This is a genomic window from Bartonella sp. MR63HLJHH (genome assembly GCF_042194155.1).
GTDB lineage: Bacteria > Pseudomonadota > Alphaproteobacteria > Rhizobiales > Rhizobiaceae > Bartonella > Bartonella grahamii.
Map to the genome: position 1 here is coordinate 120760 of NZ_JBHIMN010000007.1, position 17772 is coordinate 138531.

General features: G+C 40.7%; 29 protein-coding genes and 1 pseudogene. All 30 read right to left on the reverse strand.

Features of this window, described 5'->3' with window-relative positions; translation table 11 throughout:
* Nucleotides 1-338: 338 nt before the first annotated feature.
* Nucleotides 339-1658 carry a replication-associated recombination protein A gene (locus ACFIKQ_RS06190; RefSeq protein WP_375635848.1) on the reverse strand — a complete coding sequence of 440 codons (1320 nt, stop codon included), beginning with the start codon at nt 1656-1658 and terminating at the stop codon, nt 339-341.
* Between the two features lie 8 nt (nt 1659-1666).
* Nucleotides 1667-3061, reverse strand: coding sequence for a DegQ family serine endoprotease (locus tag ACFIKQ_RS06195; RefSeq protein ID WP_375635847.1), 1395 nt, complete (start codon nt 3059-3061; stop codon nt 1667-1669).
* 267 nt (nt 3062-3328) lie between these two features.
* Nucleotides 3329-3757: a 50S ribosomal protein L17 gene (rplQ, locus tag ACFIKQ_RS06200; protein ID WP_273788262.1), complete on the reverse strand. Its 429-nt coding sequence runs from the start codon at nt 3755-3757 to the stop codon at nt 3329-3331.
* Nucleotides 3758-3781: 24 nt separating this feature from the next.
* Nucleotides 3782-4795 (reverse strand): DNA-directed RNA polymerase subunit alpha, encoded by a 1014-nt coding sequence (locus ACFIKQ_RS06205; RefSeq protein ID WP_015856568.1) that lies wholly within the window; start codon nt 4793-4795, stop codon nt 3782-3784.
* Nucleotides 4796-4889: 94 nt separating this feature from the next.
* Nucleotides 4890-5279 (reverse strand): 30S ribosomal protein S11, encoded by a 390-nt coding sequence (gene rpsK, locus ACFIKQ_RS06210; protein WP_007347762.1) that lies wholly within the window; start codon nt 5277-5279, stop codon nt 4890-4892.
* A gap of 114 nt (nt 5280-5393) precedes the next feature.
* The gene (rpsM, locus tag ACFIKQ_RS06215) at nt 5394-5762 is read right to left on the reverse strand and encodes a 30S ribosomal protein S13 (RefSeq protein WP_026500557.1); all 369 of its coding nucleotides are present in this window, start codon (nt 5760-5762) and stop codon (nt 5394-5396) included.
* A gap of 181 nt (nt 5763-5943) precedes the next feature.
* Entirely contained in the window at nt 5944-6522 is a 579-nt protein-coding gene (locus ACFIKQ_RS06220; protein ID WP_375644758.1) for an adenylate kinase, read from the reverse strand.
* Complete coding sequence (gene secY / locus ACFIKQ_RS06225; protein WP_375644759.1) at nt 6519-7865, reverse strand: preprotein translocase subunit SecY; 1347 nt, start codon at nt 7863-7865, stop codon at nt 6519-6521. Before secY ends, ACFIKQ_RS06220 begins: the two co-directional genes overlap by 4 nt.
* A 162-nt stretch (nt 7866-8027) precedes the next feature.
* Nucleotides 8028-8495, reverse strand: coding sequence for a 50S ribosomal protein L15 (rplO, locus tag ACFIKQ_RS06230; protein WP_015856572.1), 468 nt, complete (start codon nt 8493-8495; stop codon nt 8028-8030).
* A gap of 20 nt (nt 8496-8515) precedes the next feature.
* Entirely contained in the window at nt 8516-8722 is a 207-nt protein-coding gene (gene rpmD, locus ACFIKQ_RS06235; RefSeq protein ID WP_015856573.1) for a 50S ribosomal protein L30, read from the reverse strand.
* 31 nt (nt 8723-8753) lie between these two features.
* On the reverse strand, nt 8754-9302 hold the full coding sequence (gene rpsE / locus ACFIKQ_RS06240; protein ID WP_015856574.1) for a 30S ribosomal protein S5: 549 nt from the start codon (nt 9300-9302) through the stop codon (nt 8754-8756).
* A 111-nt stretch (nt 9303-9413) separates the two neighbouring features.
* Nucleotides 9414-9776 (reverse strand): 50S ribosomal protein L18, encoded by a 363-nt coding sequence (rplR, locus tag ACFIKQ_RS06245; protein WP_375656138.1) that lies wholly within the window; start codon nt 9774-9776, stop codon nt 9414-9416.
* A gap of 12 nt (nt 9777-9788) precedes the next feature.
* Nucleotides 9789-10322, reverse strand: a complete 534-nt coding sequence (gene rplF, locus ACFIKQ_RS06250; RefSeq protein WP_015856576.1) for a 50S ribosomal protein L6 — start codon at nt 10320-10322, stop codon at nt 9789-9791.
* Nucleotides 10323-10361: 39 nt separating this feature from the next.
* On the reverse strand, nt 10362-10760 hold the full coding sequence (gene rpsH, locus ACFIKQ_RS06255) for a 30S ribosomal protein S8 (protein WP_015856577.1): 399 nt from the start codon (nt 10758-10760) through the stop codon (nt 10362-10364).
* A 14-nt stretch (nt 10761-10774) separates the two neighbouring features.
* Nucleotides 10775-11080, reverse strand: a complete 306-nt coding sequence (gene rpsN, locus ACFIKQ_RS06260; RefSeq protein WP_005773283.1) for a 30S ribosomal protein S14 — start codon at nt 11078-11080, stop codon at nt 10775-10777.
* Nucleotides 11081-11104: 24 nt separating this feature from the next.
* Nucleotides 11105-11662 carry a 50S ribosomal protein L5 gene (rplE, locus tag ACFIKQ_RS06265; protein WP_015856578.1) on the reverse strand — a complete coding sequence of 186 codons (558 nt, stop codon included), beginning with the start codon at nt 11660-11662 and terminating at the stop codon, nt 11105-11107.
* Nucleotides 11655-11969 carry a 50S ribosomal protein L24 gene (rplX, locus tag ACFIKQ_RS06270; RefSeq protein ID WP_015856579.1) on the reverse strand — a complete coding sequence of 105 codons (315 nt, stop codon included), beginning with the start codon at nt 11967-11969 and terminating at the stop codon, nt 11655-11657. Before rplX ends, rplE begins: the two co-directional genes overlap by 8 nt.
* 12 nt (nt 11970-11981) lie before the next feature.
* Nucleotides 11982-12350 carry a 50S ribosomal protein L14 gene (rplN, locus tag ACFIKQ_RS06275; protein WP_004855715.1) on the reverse strand — a complete coding sequence of 123 codons (369 nt, stop codon included), beginning with the start codon at nt 12348-12350 and terminating at the stop codon, nt 11982-11984.
* A gap of 144 nt (nt 12351-12494) precedes the next feature.
* Nucleotides 12495-12734 (reverse strand): 30S ribosomal protein S17, encoded by a 240-nt coding sequence (gene rpsQ / locus ACFIKQ_RS06280; RefSeq protein ID WP_012231991.1) that lies wholly within the window; start codon nt 12732-12734, stop codon nt 12495-12497.
* 11 nt (nt 12735-12745) lie between these two features.
* Complete coding sequence (rpmC, locus tag ACFIKQ_RS06285; RefSeq protein WP_273788260.1) at nt 12746-12946, reverse strand: 50S ribosomal protein L29; 201 nt, start codon at nt 12944-12946, stop codon at nt 12746-12748.
* Nucleotides 12947-12958: 12 nt separating this feature from the next.
* Nucleotides 12959-13372 carry a 50S ribosomal protein L16 gene (gene rplP, locus ACFIKQ_RS06290; RefSeq protein ID WP_015856581.1) on the reverse strand — a complete coding sequence of 138 codons (414 nt, stop codon included), beginning with the start codon at nt 13370-13372 and terminating at the stop codon, nt 12959-12961.
* Nucleotides 13373-13408: 36 nt separating this feature from the next.
* Nucleotides 13409-14119 (reverse strand): 30S ribosomal protein S3, encoded by a 711-nt coding sequence (gene rpsC / locus ACFIKQ_RS06295; RefSeq protein ID WP_015856582.1) that lies wholly within the window; start codon nt 14117-14119, stop codon nt 13409-13411.
* Nucleotides 14119-14508 carry a 50S ribosomal protein L22 gene (gene rplV, locus ACFIKQ_RS06300; protein WP_208439680.1) on the reverse strand — a complete coding sequence of 130 codons (390 nt, stop codon included), beginning with the start codon at nt 14506-14508 and terminating at the stop codon, nt 14119-14121. The genes rpsC and rplV overlap by 1 nt, the downstream gene beginning before the upstream one ends.
* A 2-nt stretch (nt 14509-14510) precedes the next feature.
* On the reverse strand, nt 14511-14789 hold the full coding sequence (rpsS, locus tag ACFIKQ_RS06305; RefSeq protein ID WP_004855734.1) for a 30S ribosomal protein S19: 279 nt from the start codon (nt 14787-14789) through the stop codon (nt 14511-14513).
* Nucleotides 14790-14804: 15 nt separating this feature from the next.
* Nucleotides 14805-15638: a 50S ribosomal protein L2 gene (gene rplB, locus ACFIKQ_RS06310; RefSeq protein WP_273788259.1), complete on the reverse strand. Its 834-nt coding sequence runs from the start codon at nt 15636-15638 to the stop codon at nt 14805-14807.
* Nucleotides 15639-15659: 21 nt separating this feature from the next.
* Nucleotides 15660-15953: a 50S ribosomal protein L23 gene (locus ACFIKQ_RS06315; RefSeq protein ID WP_015856585.1), complete on the reverse strand. Its 294-nt coding sequence runs from the start codon at nt 15951-15953 to the stop codon at nt 15660-15662.
* Complete coding sequence (gene rplD / locus ACFIKQ_RS06320; RefSeq protein ID WP_015856586.1) at nt 15950-16570, reverse strand: 50S ribosomal protein L4; 621 nt, start codon at nt 16568-16570, stop codon at nt 15950-15952. Before rplD ends, ACFIKQ_RS06315 begins: the two co-directional genes overlap by 4 nt.
* Nucleotides 16571-16572: 2 nt before the next feature.
* Nucleotides 16573-17310 (reverse strand): 50S ribosomal protein L3, encoded by a 738-nt coding sequence (gene rplC / locus ACFIKQ_RS06325; protein WP_375635841.1) that lies wholly within the window; start codon nt 17308-17310, stop codon nt 16573-16575.
* A gap of 27 nt (nt 17311-17337) precedes the next feature.
* On the reverse strand, nt 17338-17646 hold the full coding sequence (gene rpsJ / locus ACFIKQ_RS06330) for a 30S ribosomal protein S10 (RefSeq protein WP_005773267.1): 309 nt from the start codon (nt 17644-17646) through the stop codon (nt 17338-17340).
* A 61-nt stretch (nt 17647-17707) separates the two neighbouring features.
* Nucleotides 17708-17772, reverse strand: a pseudogene (locus ACFIKQ_RS06335) (elongation factor Tu); the annotation flags it as partial.

Sequence of the window (17772 nt, forward strand, 5' to 3'; positions counted from 1 at the left end):
TTATAACATGCAAGCGAATGATTTGATTGCTTCAACAAATACCAAGCTTGGAATGAGTAAAATTCACGGTATTTAGGACTTTCATTCAACTTACAAAACAGTGAGTTATCGTTATAAATCAATTATATTATTTAATAAACACCACAAAAATAAAGCAGCTTAAAAGTTGAATAACACATTTAAATTTGATAAAAAAATATGCACTTTTGAAGATATCAAAAAAAATCTCTACGAGCAATGCAATAAATATTTAAAATATAAGCTAAACTGCTCATACAATAACATAAGAGATAAAAAATAAATCCAAGATCAATAAAACATGTATTTCTACTCAAATTTTATTTTTGATCTTTACGTTTTTTGCGCAATTGTTTCCACCACTCAAGACGTTTCACAATTTCACGCTCAAAACCACGCTCAACTGGCTTATAATAACTCTGACGCCCAAGTTTTTCGGGAAAATATTCTTGTCCTGAAAAAGCGTCTGGTTCATCATGGTCATAACAATAACCATTTCCAAACCCTTCCTCCTTCATAAATTTCGTAGGAGCATTAAGAATATGCTTAGGAGGTGATAAAGAGCCATTTTTGCGCGCACAACGCAGTGCTGCTTTATACGCGAGATATGTTGCATTTGACTTTGGCGCAGTTGCAACATAAAGACATGCTTGCGCCAAAGCCAATTCTCCTTCTGGTGATCCTAAATAATCATAGGCATCTTTTGCTGCATTACAAATGACAAGAGCTTGAGGATCCGCCAAACCAACATCTTCAACGGCCATACGAACCAATCTTCGCCCAATATAGAGAGGATCTTCACCAGCATCCAACATACGTGCCAAATAATAAAGCGCAGCATCAGGATCAGATCCACGAACGGATTTATGCAACGCTGAAATGAGATTATAATGCCCATCTCGTCCTTTATCATAAATGGGCACACGACGCTGAATAACTTTTTGCAAAGCAACAACATCAAGAATCTCTCCCAATGGTGCAATAGACCAAACTTCCTCTGCCAATGTTAACGCTACCCGCGCATCACCATCAGACATCTCTATCAAAACGTCTCTGGAATCATTATCCAAAGGAAGAGTTTTTCCCTCCACTTCTTCAGCACGCCTTAAAAGCATGTCCAAACTTTCATGATCATGTGAAAGAAATGTTAAAACACGTGCACGCGAAAGAAGAGCAGCATTAAGTTCAAAAGAAGGATTTTCGGTTGTTGCACCTATAAGTACCACAGTACCTTCTTCCATCACAGGAAGAAAACTATCCTGCTGTGCACGATTAAACCGATGAATTTCATCAACAAAGAGAAGTGTTTTATCCCCAGATATAAAACGCCTCTGCGCAACTTCAAAAATCTTTTTAAGCTCAGAAACTCCTGTAAAAATAGCAGAAACCTGCTCAAACGCGAAATTTGTTTCAAGTGCTAACAAACGTGCAACGGTTGTTTTTCCCGTCCCTGGAGGTCCCCAAAAAATCATCGATCCAATTGAGCCAGTTGCCACCATACGTGAAAGCAAACCATCCTCTCCAATCAAATGCTTTTGTCCCACAACATCATTGAGAGAACAAGGGCGCATTCTTTCTGCAAGTGGCTGATTTTTATTAACTTGAAAATCAAAAGACGAAGTAAAAAAATCTTTCTTCAAAAAAAACCTCAACGAATAAATTGGCGAATATACATACCATCACGTTCATATTCCAATTGCCAAGTACGCGAACGAGCTTGCATAAGAACCTTTTTCAACTGATGAACTGTTTGAATTTTATGGCCATTTACAACACGTAGAATATCTCCTGACTGAAAAATTCCAGCTGCATTGCTCATGTCATCAAGGTTGGTAATCACAACCCCTTTTGCAGATATAGGAAGATGAAAACGTCGACTATTTTGCGGTGTTAAATCTAACACTTCAGCACCGGCAAGAGGACTGTCACCCGTGATTTTTTCAGATTTTAAAAATGCAGTTTCTGATATCGATGAAACTATTATTTGTGTTTTTAAAGTTTTTCCATTTCGTAAATATTCCAAAGCAAGACTATGCTCAACGTCAGCTGTCATCAAACGATACCCAAGACTATCTGGACTATCAACGCGTACCCCTTGCACACTCAAAATAACATCACCTACTTTCAATCCAGCTTTTTCAGCAGGACTATCTTTGATAACTTCAATAATCAGAGCACCATAGGGACGTTCTAAACCTAAACCACCAGCAATATCAGGTGTAACATTTTGAAAAGAAGCCCCAATATAAGGCGGCACAAAATATTTTCCACCGCGTTTAACAGTATCAAGCATCACTTTTACAAGATTAACTGGAATAGCAAAACCAATCCCTACAGAACCACCGGAACGCGAATAAATAGCTGTATTAATTCCGATTAATTGACCTTTCATATCAATTAAAGCGCCACCAGAATTCCCTGGATTAATGGCAGCGTCTGTTTGAATAAAAAAGTCAAAATCAGAAATCCCAACACGTGTACGCGCTTGCGCTGAAACAATACCACTTGTAACTGTTTGACCAACACCAAAAGGATTACCAATAGCAAGAACAAGATCACCAACTTCAACAGCATCAGAATTTCCCAAAGAAAGAACAGGGAATTGAGCATCTTTTTCCTCAACTTCAAGAATTGCAATATCAGTTGCTTCATCTTTGAGCACGATCTTACTCTCAAACTCCCGCCCATCAGAAAAAGCCACTTTAATTTCGCTTGCATCTTTAATGACATGGTAATTTGTAACAATCAAACCACGTGCATCAACAATCACCCCTGATCCTAATGACGATTGCTTGCGAACAGGAAAATTATTTTGAAAACGACCAAAAAACTGCTCAAAAAATGGATCCCCTTCAAAAGGTGAGCGTGCTCTAATTTGTCGAGCTGCATAAATATTTACAACAGATGGAACTGTCTTTTTAACTAAAGGAGCAAATGAAAGAGTGATTTCTGTTTGTGTTTGAGGTACATGAGCATATACATGATCAAATGATATCTGCATCATAATTGCAAAAAAAATCCGCACCCAAAAAGAATATCTCATAATCCACTCCTTATAAAATCAGCACATTCTGTTGAAGATTAATAGAATAAAAAAACTCATCCCCGCAAATTAAGGATCTCTATTAATATTTCATAATAGAGAATAAAAACAACCTATTTGAACAATAAATATTATAAAAATAAGATAATTCAATGTCCTATAATTTTCTCTCTGCACCTATTTCTCAACTAAAACAAACTTAAAAATGCTCACAAAAAAACCGCCTAAGACAAGGCGGCCTTTAAAAATCCAACAGAGTAAAAAACTTTACGAAGATGTCCTCTTTTCATTCTCAGAAGCCTCCATGCGAGCACGATCCCCAGCACCCTTCGCTTCAACATCACGATCAACAAATTCTATAACAGCCATGGGCGCATTATCACCGGTACGAAACCCCGCTTTCATAATACGCAAATATCCACCGTTGCGTGATGCATAACGTGGCGCAAGCGTATCAAATAATTTTGCAACCTTTCCTGCATCACGAAGTGCTGCAATTGCTTGCCGACGTGCATGCAAACCACCACGCTTACCAAGAGTAACGAGTTTTTCAACAATAGGACGAATTTCCTTAGCCTTTGGAAGCGTTGTCACAATCTGCTCATGCTCGATCAACGAAGTTGCCATATTTGCAAACATCGCTTTACGGTGACTGGCAGTACGATTCAACTTGCGTCCTGACTTACTGTGGCGCATAAGCCCTCTCCTTAAATTCTAATTTTAATATTGATCTTCATAACGTTTTGCAAGATCATCAATGTTTTCAGGTGGCCACGCAGGAATTTCCATCCCAAGATGTAACCCCATACATGCCAAAACTTCTTTAATCTCATTCAACGATTTGCGACCAAAATTCGGTGTCCGAAGCATTTCAGATTCTGTTTTTTGAATAAGATCACCAATATAGACAATATTATCATTCTTAAGACAATTTGCCGAACGAACTGAAAGTTCTAATTCATCCACTTTTTTGAGAAGAGCAGGATTAAAAGAAAGCTCAGAATCAGCCTCTTCAACAGGCTCCTTCTGTGGCTCTTCAAAGTTAATAAATAACGATAATTGATCCTGAAGAATGCGTGCTGCAAAAGCAACAGCATCCTCTCCATTAACCGCACCATTCGTTTCAATCGTTAAGGTCAATTTATCATAATCCAAAACTTGACCTTCACGCGTATTTTCCACTTTATAAGACACTTTACGAATTGGTGAATAAAGACTATCAATTGGAATAAGTCCTATACGTGCATCATCAACACAATTACGATCAGATGGAACATACCCCTTCCCTGTGTTGACAATAAATTCCATACGAATTTCAGCATCTTCATCAAGAGTACAAATAACATGATCTGGATTTAGAATTTCCATATCCCCAACGGTACTGATATCTCCCGCTTTCACGACACCAGGCCCCTCTTTATAAACAACGACACGTTTAGGACCTTCTTCTTCCATACGAAGCGCAATTTCTTTTATATTCAGAATAATATCCGTAACATCCTCACGCACACCTGGAATCGATGAAAATTCATGTAAGACACCGTCAATCTGCACAGCAGTAATAGCAGCACCACGAAGAGAAGATAACAACACGCGACGAAGTGCATTTCCTAACGTTAAGCCAAAACCCCGCTCAAGAGGTTCAGCGATCACACTTATAACATTTGGATTATCATGCGCACATGATTCAACCTTATTGGGTTTAATAAGTTCCTGCCAGTTTTTCTGGATCATATTTTTATTCCCGTTCTTTAGTTCCGTTACCATTCAATCGTAACGACCAATGTGAACATCAGAGAAATCTCCGACAACAAAAAACAACACCCAATTAAACACGCCGCCTTTTCCGCGGACGACATCCATTATGAGGAATTGGTGTTACATCACGAATAGAAGTAATGACAAAACCAACAGATTGCAATGCACGTAGAGCAGATTCACGCCCTGATCCAGGTCCACAAACTTCAACTTCCAAAGAACGCATACCATGCTCTTGCGCTTTTCTTGCACAATCCTCCGCAGCAACTTGAGCAGCAAAAGGTGTCGATTTACGCGCACCTTTAAACCCCTGAGCCCCCGCAGATGACCAAGCAATTGCATTACCCTGAGCATCAGTAATAGTAATCATTGTGTTATTAAATGTTGAATTAATATGCACAACACCCGATGAAATATTTTTACGTTCGCGACGACGAACACGTGTGGCTTCCTTGGCCATAATTTCCCTTTCAACGATCTCATCACTGCCGTAACATCAGCAGCTCCACCTTCTTTTCCTTGTCAAAACAATCAAACAAGAAACAGAATATATAAAAACCTTCCAAAAAGGCTCTTATTTCTTTTTACCGGCAATTGCCTTAGCTGGTCCTTTACGCGTACGAGCATTTGTATGTGTACGCTGCCCTCGGACAGGCAAAGACCGGCGATGACGCAATCCTCGATAACAACCAAGGTCCATCAAACGTTTAACATTCATAGCAACCTCACGACGAAGATCACCTTCAACTTGATAGCCTTGATCTATCGCCTCACGAATCTGCAGCACCTCAGCATCTGAAAGCTCATGCACACGACGCCCCAAGGGAATGCCAACTCTTTCAATAATTTCTTGAGCAAATTTTGGTCCAATCCCGTGGATATATTGAAGCGCAATAATTACACGCTTATTTGTCGGGATATTGACGCCAGCAATACGAGCCACGCCTACTCTCCTTAGTTATTTTGACAAATTGTTATAAAATACCTGATATACCTTACAGAAAAAAATAGACTCAGAAAAAAATTCTTCCGAATCCTATTATTTCACTAAAATAAATTAAATTTATTTGTTATAGATTTCATCTCAAAAGTCAACTCTTTTCATTTATTCCTAAAAAAAAATCTCATGAAAGAAAACCTCTAATCATGCGTGTCACTTCAGTAATACCAATCATTCCATCAATGACCCTCAACATTCCCCTCTCTGAATAAAATTTTGATAAGGGAGCGGTTTTTTCACGATATTCTACTAATCTTTTTGTAAAAGCAACAGGATTGTCATCTAAACGAACCTGTCCACCAGCCGCTATTGTTTCCTCAACGCGCTTCTTCATACGTTCAATCAACACGTCTTCATCAACACACAACTCAATAACAGCATCAAGCCGCATATTTTTTGACTGCAAAATCCGTTGTAACGCTTCTGCCTGCCCCACAGTTCGAGGATATCCATCCAAAACAAAACCGTTTACACAATCAGTTTCATCAATCCGATCTGATACGATTTGGTTAACAATATTATCAGGAACCAAAGCACCAGAACTTATAATAGCTTTAGCTTTTTTACCAATCTCCGTTTCTTTGGCAATCACCTCACGCAACATATCCCCTGTTGATAAATGAGGAATGTTATATTCCTCAGTCAACATTTTTGCTTGCGTACCTTTTCCCGCTCCAGGAGGACCTAAAAGAATAACTCTCATCGATTCCTTCTACCTCCACGAAGTTTTGATTTTTTTATCAACCCTTCATATTGGTGGGCAACAAGATACCCCTGAATTTGAGCAACCGTATCAAGCGTAACAGTAACAACAATCAACAAGGATGTTCCCCCAAGATAAAAAGGAACCTGCAATGCAGATATCATAAATTCAGGTAACAAACAAACCAAGATAATATAAACAGCGCCCACAACAGTAATACGCGTCAAAACGTAATCAATATACTCGGCTGTACGCTCACCTGGACGAATCCCTGGAATAAAACCAGAATGCTTTTTCAACTGATCTGCAGTATCACTTGGATTAAACACAATAGCTGTATAAAAAAAGCAAAAAAACGCCATTAAAAATGCATAAACAATCATATAAAGTGGCTGTCCATGACCAAGAGCATAAGAAATCGACTGAACCCATTGTGGCATTTTATCAGAAAAATTATTAATAGTGGCAGGTAATAATAATAAAGAGGAAGCAAAAATAGGTGGAATAACACCAGCAGTATTCAACTTTAAAGGAAGATGCGACATATCTCCTTGAAACATTTGATTCCCGACCTGACGTTTTGGATACTGGATAAGAATTCGCCGTTGCGCACGCTCTATAAAAACAATAAGCCCAATAACCAAAACAGCAATAAGAACGATTCCTATTAAAAGAAAAGTTGATAAATCAGCCTGACTATGAGCTGTCAAAAGCTGAGCAAAAGTAGAAGGGAAATTGGCTACAATCCCTGTAAAAATGATAAGAGAAACCCCATTACCAACACCACGTGACGTAATTTGCTCGCCAAGCCACATGAGAAATATCGTTCCGCCAACAAGGGTAATAACAGAAGAAATACGAAACATAAGACCTGGTTCTAAAACAATTTGAAGCCCCGTCCCTATACCGCTTTCAAGCGCAACCGCAATACCAAAAGCTTGTAGAATCGCCAATACTACTGTTACATAACGCGTATATTGATTGATAATCTTACGACCTAATTCCCCTTCTTTTTTAAGAGTTTCCAAAGAAGGAATAATAGATGTTAACAATTGCACAATAATAGATGCCGATATATAAGGCATGATACCTAGCGCAAAAATAGCCATACGCCCAACGGCACCCCCAGCAAACATATTAAAGAGTCCTAATACACCCGACGCGTGATGTTCGAATGTTTGCCGTAAAGCATCGATATTAATACCTGGAAGAGAGATGTAAGTGCCAAAGCGATATACAAGAAGCGCTGCCAGAGTAAACCAGATGCGTTTCTTTAATTCAGTTGCACGAGAAAAGGTACCGAAGTTTATATTGGAAGCAAATTGCTCTGCTGCTGATGCCATAAAACGTCTCCACTTCACTACTCCAGTTCTTTAAATCACAGAAGTATAACCCTAAAATTCATATATGCATACACAAATAAATGCAGAACTTAAAAAATTCTCCACAAAAGATCCCACAGAACAGATGTAACTCTTCTTTAGGTCTCTACTCATATTAAAAAATTATTGAGCAATATCAGGAAAAATAACCTGACCACCCACTTTTTCAATCTTAACACGAGCAGCTTGTGAAGCACCAGAAACATGAAAGGTAATCTTAGCCTTCAAATCACCATCAGAAAGAAGACGAACCCCATCTTTTTCACGACGAATAATACCAGCTTCTTTCAAAGCAATCATATCAACAGGCTTTTCAATATTCAACTTACCTGCATCAACTGCCAACTGAATACGTCCTAGTGAAACTTCATTGTAGGTTTTGGCAAAGAAATTTCTAAATCCACGTTTTGGCAAACGACGATAGATAGGCATTTGCCCACCTTCAAAACCATTAAGGGAAACACCAGAACGCGACTTTTGCCCTTTTACACCACGACCACCAGTCTTACCCGTACCGGAACCAATACCACGCCCAACACGCTTACGATTTTTTGTTGCGCCTTCACAATCACGCAGTTCATTGAGTTTCATATCTAATACTCCCGCAACCCTTAACCTTCATCTATAACGCGAACAAGATGCCGAACCTGAGCAATCATACCCCGCACACAAAGTGTATCATCTAAAACGCGCCGACGACGCATTTTATTTAGTCCAAGCCCCTTTAAGGTTGCACGCTGAATCTGTGAGTTTCGAATAGGGCTTCCAATTTGCTCCACCGTGATAGTTTTACCACTCTGAGATTTTTTCTGAACCATTTCCTAATTCCTTTTCTGATAATCTCAGAAACTATCCTTCTAGGTCAACTAAATGGCGACGACGCGCCTGCAAAGTCGAATATTTTATACCACGTTGAGCAGCAATATCTCTAGGATGCATTTGATGTTTCAATGCATCAAATGTTGCACGAACCATGTTATAAGGATTAGACGATCCCAATGATTTTGCAACGACATCCTGCATACCAAGAGCTTCAAAAATAGCACGCATCGGTCCCCCAGCAATAATACCAGTACCAGCAGAAGCCGAACGTAGTAAAACACGCCCAGCTCCGTGACGCCCTTCAAGATCATGGTGCAATGTACGTCCAGACCGAAGCGGAACATAAATCATCCCACGTTTTGCAGATTCCGTTGCTTTACGAACGGCTTCTGGAACTTCACGGGCTTTACCATGTCCAAAACCTACACGCCCTTTTTGATCTCCAACAACAACAAGAGCAGCAAAACCAAAACGCCGACCACCCTTTACAACTTTAGCAACACGATTGATATGAACTAGCCTATCGACAAACTCATTATCGCGTTCTTCTCTCTCACCACGTTCTTTTTGTGCCATTCCTCATTCCTTTTTCTTTTCCGGAAGCACGATAACAAAGTCCCTCATCAAACTGGAAGAACTTAAACGAAATACTCTAAACTCTCCTTACTCACTCACAAATAAGAAATTTTAGAAATTCAAACCACCTTCACGAGCAGCTTCAGCTAAAGCCTTGACTCGACCATGATACACATACGCTCCACGATCAAAAACCACTTCATTAACACCCGCTTGCTTCGCACGCTCAGCAATTAACTTACCAACAGCAAAAGCTGCTTTTTTATCAGCACCACTCTTTAACGACTTTTTTAAATCACTTTCAAGAGTAGAGGCTGAAACAAGTGTACATCCCCGCAAATCATCGATAACTTGAGCATAAATGTTCTGATTTGAACGATAAACACTAAGCCGAGGACGATCATGAGAAACCACTTTAAGTCTACGACGAACACGCCTTGCACGACGTTGGATAATGTCCTTAGATGAAACCATAATACAAAATCCTTATTTCTTTTTACCTTCTTTACGGAAGATACGTTCATCTGCATGCTTAACACCTTTACCTTTATAAGGCTCAGGTCTACGATACTCACGAATCTCCGCTGCAACTTGTCCAACTTGCTGTTTATCAATTCCAGAAACAACTATTTCTGTCGGCTTAGGAACAGTTACAGTAACACCCGATGGAACTTTATAAACCACATCATGGGAAAAGCCTAGAGATAGTTGGACATCCTTACCCTGCAAAGCAGCACGATAACCAACCCCATTAATCTCCAACCTCTTTTCAAAACCATCCTTCACACCACAAAAAATGTTCTCAATCATTGAGCGCGACATACCCCATTTAGAACGCGCATCTTTTGACTGATCCCGCGGCATAACTGATATGATATTTTCCTCAAACTTGACTAAGACTTCATCATTGACGACGTAGCTCAGCTCACCTTTTGGACCTTTTGCCTTAACCAGCTGACCTTCAACAGTAGCAGTAACTCCAGAAGGAATTGAAATGGGTTTCTTTCCAATACGAGACATTGTTCTAACCTACTTTTTCTTCCGTTTTCTTGACATAACTTAGAAAACACGACAAAGGAGTTCTCCACCAACATTCTGTTCGCGCGCCTCATGATCTGCCATGACGCCTTTAGGAGTCGATAAAATCGAAATACCAAGACCATTTGCCACCTGTGGAAGTGACTTAGCAGAAACATACACACGACGACCTGGCTTTGATACACGTGAAATCTCACGAATAGCAGCCAGCCCTTCAAAATACTTCAATTCGATTTCAATTTCAGCTTTCCCATCACCTAAATCAATTTGATTATATCCACGAATATAACCTTCCGACTGAAGAACATCAAGAACGTGCGCACGAAGCTTCGAAGCTGGAGTAACTACTTTACCTTTTTTACGACCAAGTGCATTACGAATACGTGTTAACATATCACCAAGAGGATCTGACATAGACATTAAATAATCTCCTCTTACCAACTAGACTTTACAATACCAGGAATATGGCCAATAGAGCCAAGCTCACGCAACGCAATTCGCGACATTTTTAATTTACGATAATAAGCCCGCGGACGACCTGAAACCTCACAGCGATTACGAATACGAACTTTCGAAGAATTACGTGGCAACTCTGCCAACTGAACAGAAGCTTTAAAACGTTCTTCAAGAGAAACCTTCTGATCCATAACTATTGCTTTCAAACGTGCACGACGGGCAGCATAACGCTTTACCATCACCTCACGACGCTTATTTTTTTCAACGGCACTTACTTTGGCCATACTTTCACCTCACTATGTCTGCCGTTACGAACGAAACGGAAAATTAAAAGCACGCAATAACTCACGAGCTTCATCATCCGTTTTTGCTGTCGTACAAACAATAATATCCATGCCCCAAATTTGATCAACTTTATCATAGTTGATTTCTGGAAACACAATGTGTTCTTTAATACCCATAGCAAAATTGCCACGACCATCAAAACTCTTTGGATTCAAACCACGAAAGTCACGAACCCGTGGAAGAGCAATCGTAACAAGACGATCTAAAAACTCAAACATACGATCTTTACGCAATGTAACTTTAGCCCCAAGAGGCATTCCTTCACGAACCTTAAAGGTCGCAATAGAATTACGCGCACGTGTAACAACAGCCTTCTGACCTGTTATTAGCCCTAAATCCTCAGCAGCAAGAGAAGGCTTCTTCGAATCAGCAGTTGCTTCACCTATCCCCATATTTATTACAATTTTATCAATCCGCGGAATTTGCATCGCATTTCTGTAATTAAACTTCTCTTGAAGCGCTTTACGAATCACTTCAAAATAATGCGCTTTCATACGCGGTATTTGTCTTTCCTCAGCCATTAATCAACTCTCCCGAACGCTTGGCAAAACGCACTTTATTACCATCTGCATTCATACGAAAGCCTACACGTGTAGGCTTACCATCTTTAGGATCAGCAATCGCCAAATTAGACAGATGAATCGGAGCTTCTTTAGAAATAATTCCAGCTTCTTGCTTCTGCGTTTGACGTTGATGACGTTTAATCATATTAATCCCACGAACAAAAGCCTTATTCTCTTTTGGACTAACCTTAATTACCTCACCACTACATCCTTTATCCTTACCGGATAAAACAACAACTTTATCACCTTTTCGAATCTTCTGCATAACATTTACTCCTTACAGAACTTCAGGAGCGAGCGAGATGATCTTCATATGATTCCTACCACGCAATTCGCGGGGAACAGGTCCAAAGATACGAGTACCGATCGGCTCTTTTTTATTATCCACTAAAACCGCAGCATTACTATCAAAACGAATGACACTACCATCTGCGCGACGAATATCCTTAGCAGTACGAACCACAACAGCTTTCATAACATCACCTTTTTTAACACGGCCACGAGGAATAGCATCCTTAACCGAAACAACAATAATGTCACCGACCGAAGCATATTTCCGCTTTGAACCGCCTAACACCTTGATGCACATGACACGACGAGCACCAGAATTATCAGCAACGTCGAGGTTTGTTTGCATCTGAATCATGACTGGCCACCTTCTCTTAACACATATATCCGATTGTACCTTTTATACACTCGGATTTGCCTGCCAAATAACGATAAAGTCATCGCCTTTAAATTTATCAATGATAAAAACACTGTTAAATTCTAAAACAATAAACTTAACTCATTACGCTACATTGTCTTTTACAACAATCCAACATTTATCTTTCGAAATTGGTCTAGATTCTTGAATAGAAACTTGATCCCCAATCTTGAATTGGTTGTTTTCGTCATGCGCTTTATAATTTTTAGACTGCCGAACAGTCTTCTTAAGAAGCGGATGAGAATAACGGCGCTCAACTTTGACAACAACAGTCTTATCACTTTTGTCGCTAATAACAACACCCTGCAAAACGCGTTTAGGCATCTCTCATTTCCTTAAACCTTACTTTCACTTACCTTTTGACGAAGAAAAGTTTTAATACGCGCAATATCACGACGAACTTGTCTAACACGCGCAGTCTTTTCTAATTGACCTGTTGCTTTTTGAAAACGCAAATTAAATTGCTCTTTCTTTAACTTAGCCAATTCATCTTTCATTTGGTCGAGCGTTTGCGCCCGTAATTCTGTGGCTTTCATCGCTTAACCTCATTATTCAGCAATACGCTGGATGAAACGCGTTTTTATAGGCAACTTTGCAGCACCCAATCTTAGTGCTTCACGTGCAACATCCTCAGGAACGCCATCAAGCTCAAACATGATGCGTCCAGGAGCAACACGTGCAGCCCAATAATCGACACTTCCCTTACCTTTACCCATACGAACTTCAGTCGGTTTAGATGTAACCGGAAGATCTGGAAAAATGCGAATCCATACACGACCAGAACGCTTCATATAACGCGTAATCGCACGGCGCGCCGCTTCAATTTGACGAGCAGTAATCCGCTCCGGCTCAACAGCCTTCAAACCGTAGGCACCGAAATTCAAATCCGTACCACCCTTCGCAACACCGTGAATACGGCCCTTGAACTGTTTACGGAACTTTGTGCGCTTTGGCTGCAACATTGTTCTCTACTCCAAATTTTAGTTCAATCTCAAAAACTAAGCATTTTCACGGCGACGATTCGATGAAGAACCAGATTGATCAACTTCCGTAGCACGACGTTCTGAAGCCATCGGATCATGCTCAAGAATCTCACCCTTAAAGACCCAAACTTTAATACCACAAATACCATAAGCGGTCTTAGCTTCTGCTGTACCGTAATCAACATCAGAACGCAAGGTATGAAGTGGAACACGACCTTCACGATACCATTCCATACGAGCAATTTCAGCACCACCAAGACGGCCAGAACAATTGATACGAATACCTTCCGCACCAAGACGCATAGCAGACTGAACAGCACGCTTCATTGCACGACGAAAAGCAACACGACGCTCTAACTGTTGAGCAATTGATTGCGCAATAATCGTGGCATCAATCTCCGGTTTACGAATCTCCACAATATTTAATGAAGTTTCAGCATCCGTCATTTCTGAGAGCTTACGACGAAGCTTTTCGATATCAGCACCCTTTTTACCAATAATCAAACCAGGACGTGCAGAATGAATCGTAATACGACACTTCTTATGAGGACGCTCAATAACAACCTTCGAAATAGCCGCCTGTTTAAGCTCCTCCAGCACATATGAACGAATTTTCAAATCTTCATGAAGAAGGCGCCCATATTCACCACTATCAGCATACCAACGAGAATCCCAAGTCCGATTAACACCAAGACGAAGTCCTATTGGATTGATCTTCTGACCCATTACGCGGCCTCCACTTTTTCGGTAACTTCACGAACAATAACAGTAAGATGCGAAAATGGACGTTCAATTCTACTAGCACGCCCTCGACCACGAACATGAAAGCGCTTCATCACTATCGACTTACCAACATAAGCTTCCGCCACAATAAGCGAATCAATATCAAGATCGTGGTTATTCTCTGCATTTGCAATTGCTGATTCAAGCGTTTTTTTCACAGTAGCAGCAATACGCTTGCGTGAAAACATCAAATCAGCGAGTGCTACATTAACTCTTTTACCACGAATCATTGCAGCAACTAAATTAAGCTTCTGCGGACTAACACGAATTGTCCGCGTGACAGCTCTTGCTTCATTATCTCTAAGCTGGCGCGAAACTTTAGCTTTTCCCATTCCTACTTCCTCTTCGCTTTTTTATCGGCACCATGACCATAATAAGTCCGGGTAGGAGCGAACTCACCAAACTTATGTCCAACCATCTCTTCAGAAACAGAAACAGGAATATGCTTATTACCGTTGTAAACACCAAAAGTTAAACCAACAAATTGCGGTAAAATAGTAGAGCGACGACTCCATATTTTTATAACTTCATTGCGCCCACTTGCACGTACCTTCTCTGCTTTACCAAGAAGATAGCCGTCAACAAACGGACCTTTCCACACTGAACGAACCACTTCAGACTACCTTTCTCATTTCTTGCGTTGATGACGCGTACGCATAATAAATTTATCAGTGGCTTTATTGGAGCGCGTACGCTTACCTTTCGTAGGCTTACCCCAAGGAGATACTGGATGGCGCCCCCCCGATGTACGACCTTCACCACCACCGTGCGGATGATCAACGGGGTTCATAGCAACACCACGAACATGTGGACGTTTACCACGCCAACGTGACCGACCTGCCTTACCATCATTAATATTCCCATGATCAGGATTTGAAACAGCACCAACAGTTGCAAAACAGCTACTAGGAACCAAACGCTGTTCACCAGAATTTAAACGAAGAATAGCCATACCATGATCTCGTCCAACCAACTGCGCATAAGTACCCGCTGAACGTGCAATCTGCCCCCCTTTTCCTGGCTTCATCTCAACATTATGAATAATTGTACCTACGGGCATATTAGCAAGAGGCATAGCATTACCTGGTTTAACATCCACATTTAAACCAGCCATAACAGAATCACCAACCGCAAGACGCTGTGGCGCAAGAATATAACTCAATTGCCCGTCCTCATAGCGAATTAAAGCAATAAAAGCAGTACGGTTAGGATCATATTCTAAACGCTCAACCTTTGCCGAAACATCACGTTTAAGACGCTTAAAGTCGACAAACCGATAACTACGTTTATGTCCACCACCCTGAAAACGAGCAGTAACACGACCGCGATTATTGCGTCCACCCTTTGAAGACAAACCTTCAGTCAACATCTTTATAGGTTTTCCCTTATAAAGACAAGAACGTTCCACAATAACAAGCTGACGCTGCCCAGGTGTCGTTGGATTAAATTGCTTAAGTGCCATTATTCCTATCTCCGAGCCTCTTTAAAGACCTGTCGAAACGTCGATAGTCTGACCATTGGCCAGAGTTACGATCGCTTTTTTGACATCACTTTGCCGACCAACTATACCTTTGAAACGCTTCACTTTACCCTTACGGACTATCGTGTTAACTGCTTTAACTTTTACGCTAAAAAGCGCTTCAATAGCAGCCTTAATCTCAGGCTTCGTCGCTTTCGGCGCGACATTAAAAGCAACTTGATTATATTCAGAAATCATAGTCGACTTTTCAGTAATAACTGGACTAATAATTATATCATAATGGCGAAGATCTGTCATTTAAAACGCTCCTCAAGAGCCTCAACAGCTGCCTTTGATAAAACAAGTTTGCTGCGACGCAAAATATCATAAACATTAATTCCCTGAATAGGCAAAATATCAATATTAGGGATATTAGAGACTGCACGAAAAAAGTTAATATCAATCTCTTTACCACCAATCAAGAGAGCGTTATTAAATCCAAGCTTAGAAAAATGAGAAACAAGCATTTTCGTTTTCGCATCCTTAACAGTCAACTCATCCACAATAATTAAGTCTTTTGCTTTTAATTTTGCAGATAAAGCAAGACGTAACCCAAGAGCACGAATCTTTTTAGGAAGATCATGCGCATGACTACGAACCACTGGTCCATGTGCCTTACCCCCACCTCTAAACTGCGGTGCACGGGCAGATGAATGTCGAGCACGCCCAGTTCCTTTTTGCTTAAACATTTTTGCCCCTGTTCGCGACACATCAGAACGACCTTGGGATTGATGACTCCCCTGCTGACGACGTGCAAGCTGCCAACGAACAACACGTTGCAAAATATCCTCACGTGGAACAAGATCAAAAATAGCTTCAGAAACCTTTAATTTGCCAGCTTCATTACCATCAAGAGTTTTAATTACAAGATCCATTATTAGGCTCCCTCAACTTCAGAGGTTTCCGTCACCGGAGTAACCATTTCCGTTTTCTCCTTCACAAGACGGCGAATACCAGCAGGCTTTGGAGCATTATCAGGAAGAGGCTTCTTCACAGCATCCCGTACCAAAATCCAAGAACCTTTAGAACCAGAAACAGCACCACGCACTAAAATTAAACCACGTTCACTATCCGTGGAAATAACTTCAATATTCTGTGTTGTTACACGCACTTGCCCCATATGGCCAGCCATTTTTTTACCTTTAAAAACTTTACCAGGATCTTGACACTGCCCTGTAGAACCATGAGCACGATGTGTAATCGAATTACCATGGGAAGCACGATGCCCACCAAAGTTATGCCGTTTCATAACACCAGCAAACCCCTTACCAATACTGGTACCAGTCACATCAACTCTTTGTCCTGGAACAAAATGTTCCACCGTAATCTCAGTACCAACATCAAGAAGATTGTCGGGACTTACACGAAACTCTGCTATTTTAGCTTTAGGCTCAACAGAAGCCTTAGCAAAATGTCCACGAAGAGCTTGTGAAGTATTCTTAACCTTAGCAAAGCCTACACCTAATTGAACAGCAGTATAACCATTCTTTTCAACTGTACGCTGAGCAACGACTTGACAATTCTCCAAACGAAGTACGGTCACCGGCACATGCTCACCAGCATCATTATAAATACGGGTCATGCCCAGCTTCTGTGCTATTACACCTGAACGCATCGGGTCTGTTCCTTCTGTCCTCAAACCTCAGAGCTTAATTTCTACATCCACACCAGCAGAAAGATCGAGCTTCATAAGCGCATCCACTGTTTGCGGCGTTGGATCAACAATATCAAGAAGACGCTTATGTGTTCGCATCTCAAACTGCTCACGACTCTTCTTATCGATATGCGGTCCACGATTGACCGTAAACTTCTCAATCCGCGTCGGAAGCGGAATGGGACCACGGACATTTGCACCGGTACGTTTAGCAGTCGATACAATCTCACGCGTCGACGTATCAAGAATTCTATGATCAAACGCTTTTAAGCGAATGCGAATATTTTGACTGTTCATGCTCTTTATTTCCCTGTTATACAAAGTGCCTTCAATAATGAAAGCACTCAACAAGCATTATTTATTCAATGATCTTAGAGACGATACCGGCACCAACAGTACGACCACCTTCACGAATAGCAAAAC

What these genes read in the sequence shown, in the direction of transcription:
- rpsJ (WP_005773267.1), bottom strand. Translation starts at nt 17,646, where the DNA reads ATGAACAGTCAAAATATTCGCATTCGCTTAAAAGCGTTTGATCATAGA.
- rplN (WP_004855715.1), bottom strand. Translation starts at nt 12,350, where the DNA reads ATGATTCAGATGCAAACAAACCTCGACGTTGCTGATAATTCTGGTGCT.
- rplD (WP_015856586.1), bottom strand. Translation starts at nt 16,570, where the DNA reads ATGGATCTTGTAATTAAAACTCTTGATGGTAATGAAGCTGGCAAATTA.
- rpsN (WP_005773283.1), bottom strand. Translation starts at nt 11,080, where the DNA reads ATGGCCAAAGTAAGTGCCGTTGAAAAAAATAAGCGTCGTGAGGTGATG.
- rpmC (WP_273788260.1), bottom strand. Translation starts at nt 12,946, where the DNA reads ATGAAAGCCACAGAATTACGGGCGCAAACGCTCGACCAAATGAAAGAT.
- rpsH (WP_015856577.1), bottom strand. Translation starts at nt 10,760, where the DNA reads ATGTCTATGTCAGATCCTCTTGGTGATATGTTAACACGTATTCGTAAT.
- ACFIKQ_RS06205 (WP_015856568.1), bottom strand. Translation starts at nt 4,795, where the DNA reads ATGATCCAGAAAAACTGGCAGGAACTTATTAAACCCAATAAGGTTGAA.
- rplV (WP_208439680.1), bottom strand. Translation starts at nt 14,508, where the DNA reads ATGGGAAAAGCTAAAGTTTCGCGCCAGCTTAGAGATAATGAAGCAAGA.
- rplB (WP_273788259.1), bottom strand. Translation starts at nt 15,638, where the DNA reads ATGGCACTTAAGCAATTTAATCCAACGACACCTGGGCAGCGTCAGCTT.
- rpmD (WP_015856573.1), bottom strand. Translation starts at nt 8,722, where the DNA reads ATGGTTCAGAAAAAATCTCAGAGTGGTAAAACTATCACGGTGGAGCAA.
- rplE (WP_015856578.1), bottom strand. Translation starts at nt 11,662, where the DNA reads ATGGCTGAGGAAAGACAAATACCGCGTATGAAAGCGCATTATTTTGAA.
- rpsK (WP_007347762.1), bottom strand. Translation starts at nt 5,279, where the DNA reads ATGGCCAAGGAAGCCACACGTGTTCGTCGTCGCGAACGTAAAAATATT.
- rplO (WP_015856572.1), bottom strand. Translation starts at nt 8,495, where the DNA reads ATGAAACTCAATGAACTGCGTGATTGTGAAGGCGCAACAAAAAATCGT.
- secY (WP_375644759.1), bottom strand. Translation starts at nt 7,865, where the DNA reads ATGGCATCAGCAGCAGAGCAATTTGCTTCCAATATAAACTTCGGTACC.
- rplC (WP_375635841.1), bottom strand. Translation starts at nt 17,310, where the DNA reads ATGCGTTCAGGTGTAATAGCACAGAAGCTGGGCATGACCCGTATTTAT.
- rpsC (WP_015856582.1), bottom strand. Translation starts at nt 14,119, where the DNA reads ATGGGTCAGAAGATCAATCCAATAGGACTTCGTCTTGGTGTTAATCGG.
- rplP (WP_015856581.1), bottom strand. Translation starts at nt 13,372, where the DNA reads ATGTTGCAGCCAAAGCGCACAAAGTTCCGTAAACAGTTCAAGGGCCGT.
- rplQ (WP_273788262.1), bottom strand. Translation starts at nt 3,757, where the DNA reads ATGCGCCACAGTAAGTCAGGACGCAAGTTGAATCGTACTGCCAGTCAC.
- ACFIKQ_RS06195 (WP_375635847.1), bottom strand. Translation starts at nt 3,061, where the DNA reads ATGAGATATTCTTTTTGGGTGCGGATTTTTTTTGCAATTATGATGCAG.
- rplF (WP_015856576.1), bottom strand. Translation starts at nt 10,322, where the DNA reads ATGTCTCGTATTGGAAAGAAACCCATTTCAATTCCTTCTGGAGTTACT.
- rpsQ (WP_012231991.1), bottom strand. Translation starts at nt 12,734, where the DNA reads ATGCCTAAACGCGTTTTGCAGGGTGTTGTTATTAGCGACAAAAGTGAT.
- rplX (WP_015856579.1), bottom strand. Translation starts at nt 11,969, where the DNA reads ATGCAGAAGATTCGAAAAGGTGATAAAGTTGTTGTTTTATCCGGTAAG.
- rplR (WP_375656138.1), bottom strand. Translation starts at nt 9,776, where the DNA reads ATGGTTTCATCTAAGGACATTATCCAACGTCGTGCAAGGCGTGTTCGT.
- ACFIKQ_RS06315 (WP_015856585.1), bottom strand. Translation starts at nt 15,953, where the DNA reads ATGACAGATCTTCGCCATTATGATATAATTATTAGTCCAGTTATTACT.
- rpsE (WP_015856574.1), bottom strand. Translation starts at nt 9,302, where the DNA reads ATGGCACAAAAAGAACGTGGTGAGAGAGAAGAACGCGATAATGAGTTT.
- ACFIKQ_RS06220 (WP_375644758.1), bottom strand. Translation starts at nt 6,522, where the DNA reads ATGAGAGTTATTCTTTTAGGTCCTCCTGGAGCGGGAAAAGGTACGCAA.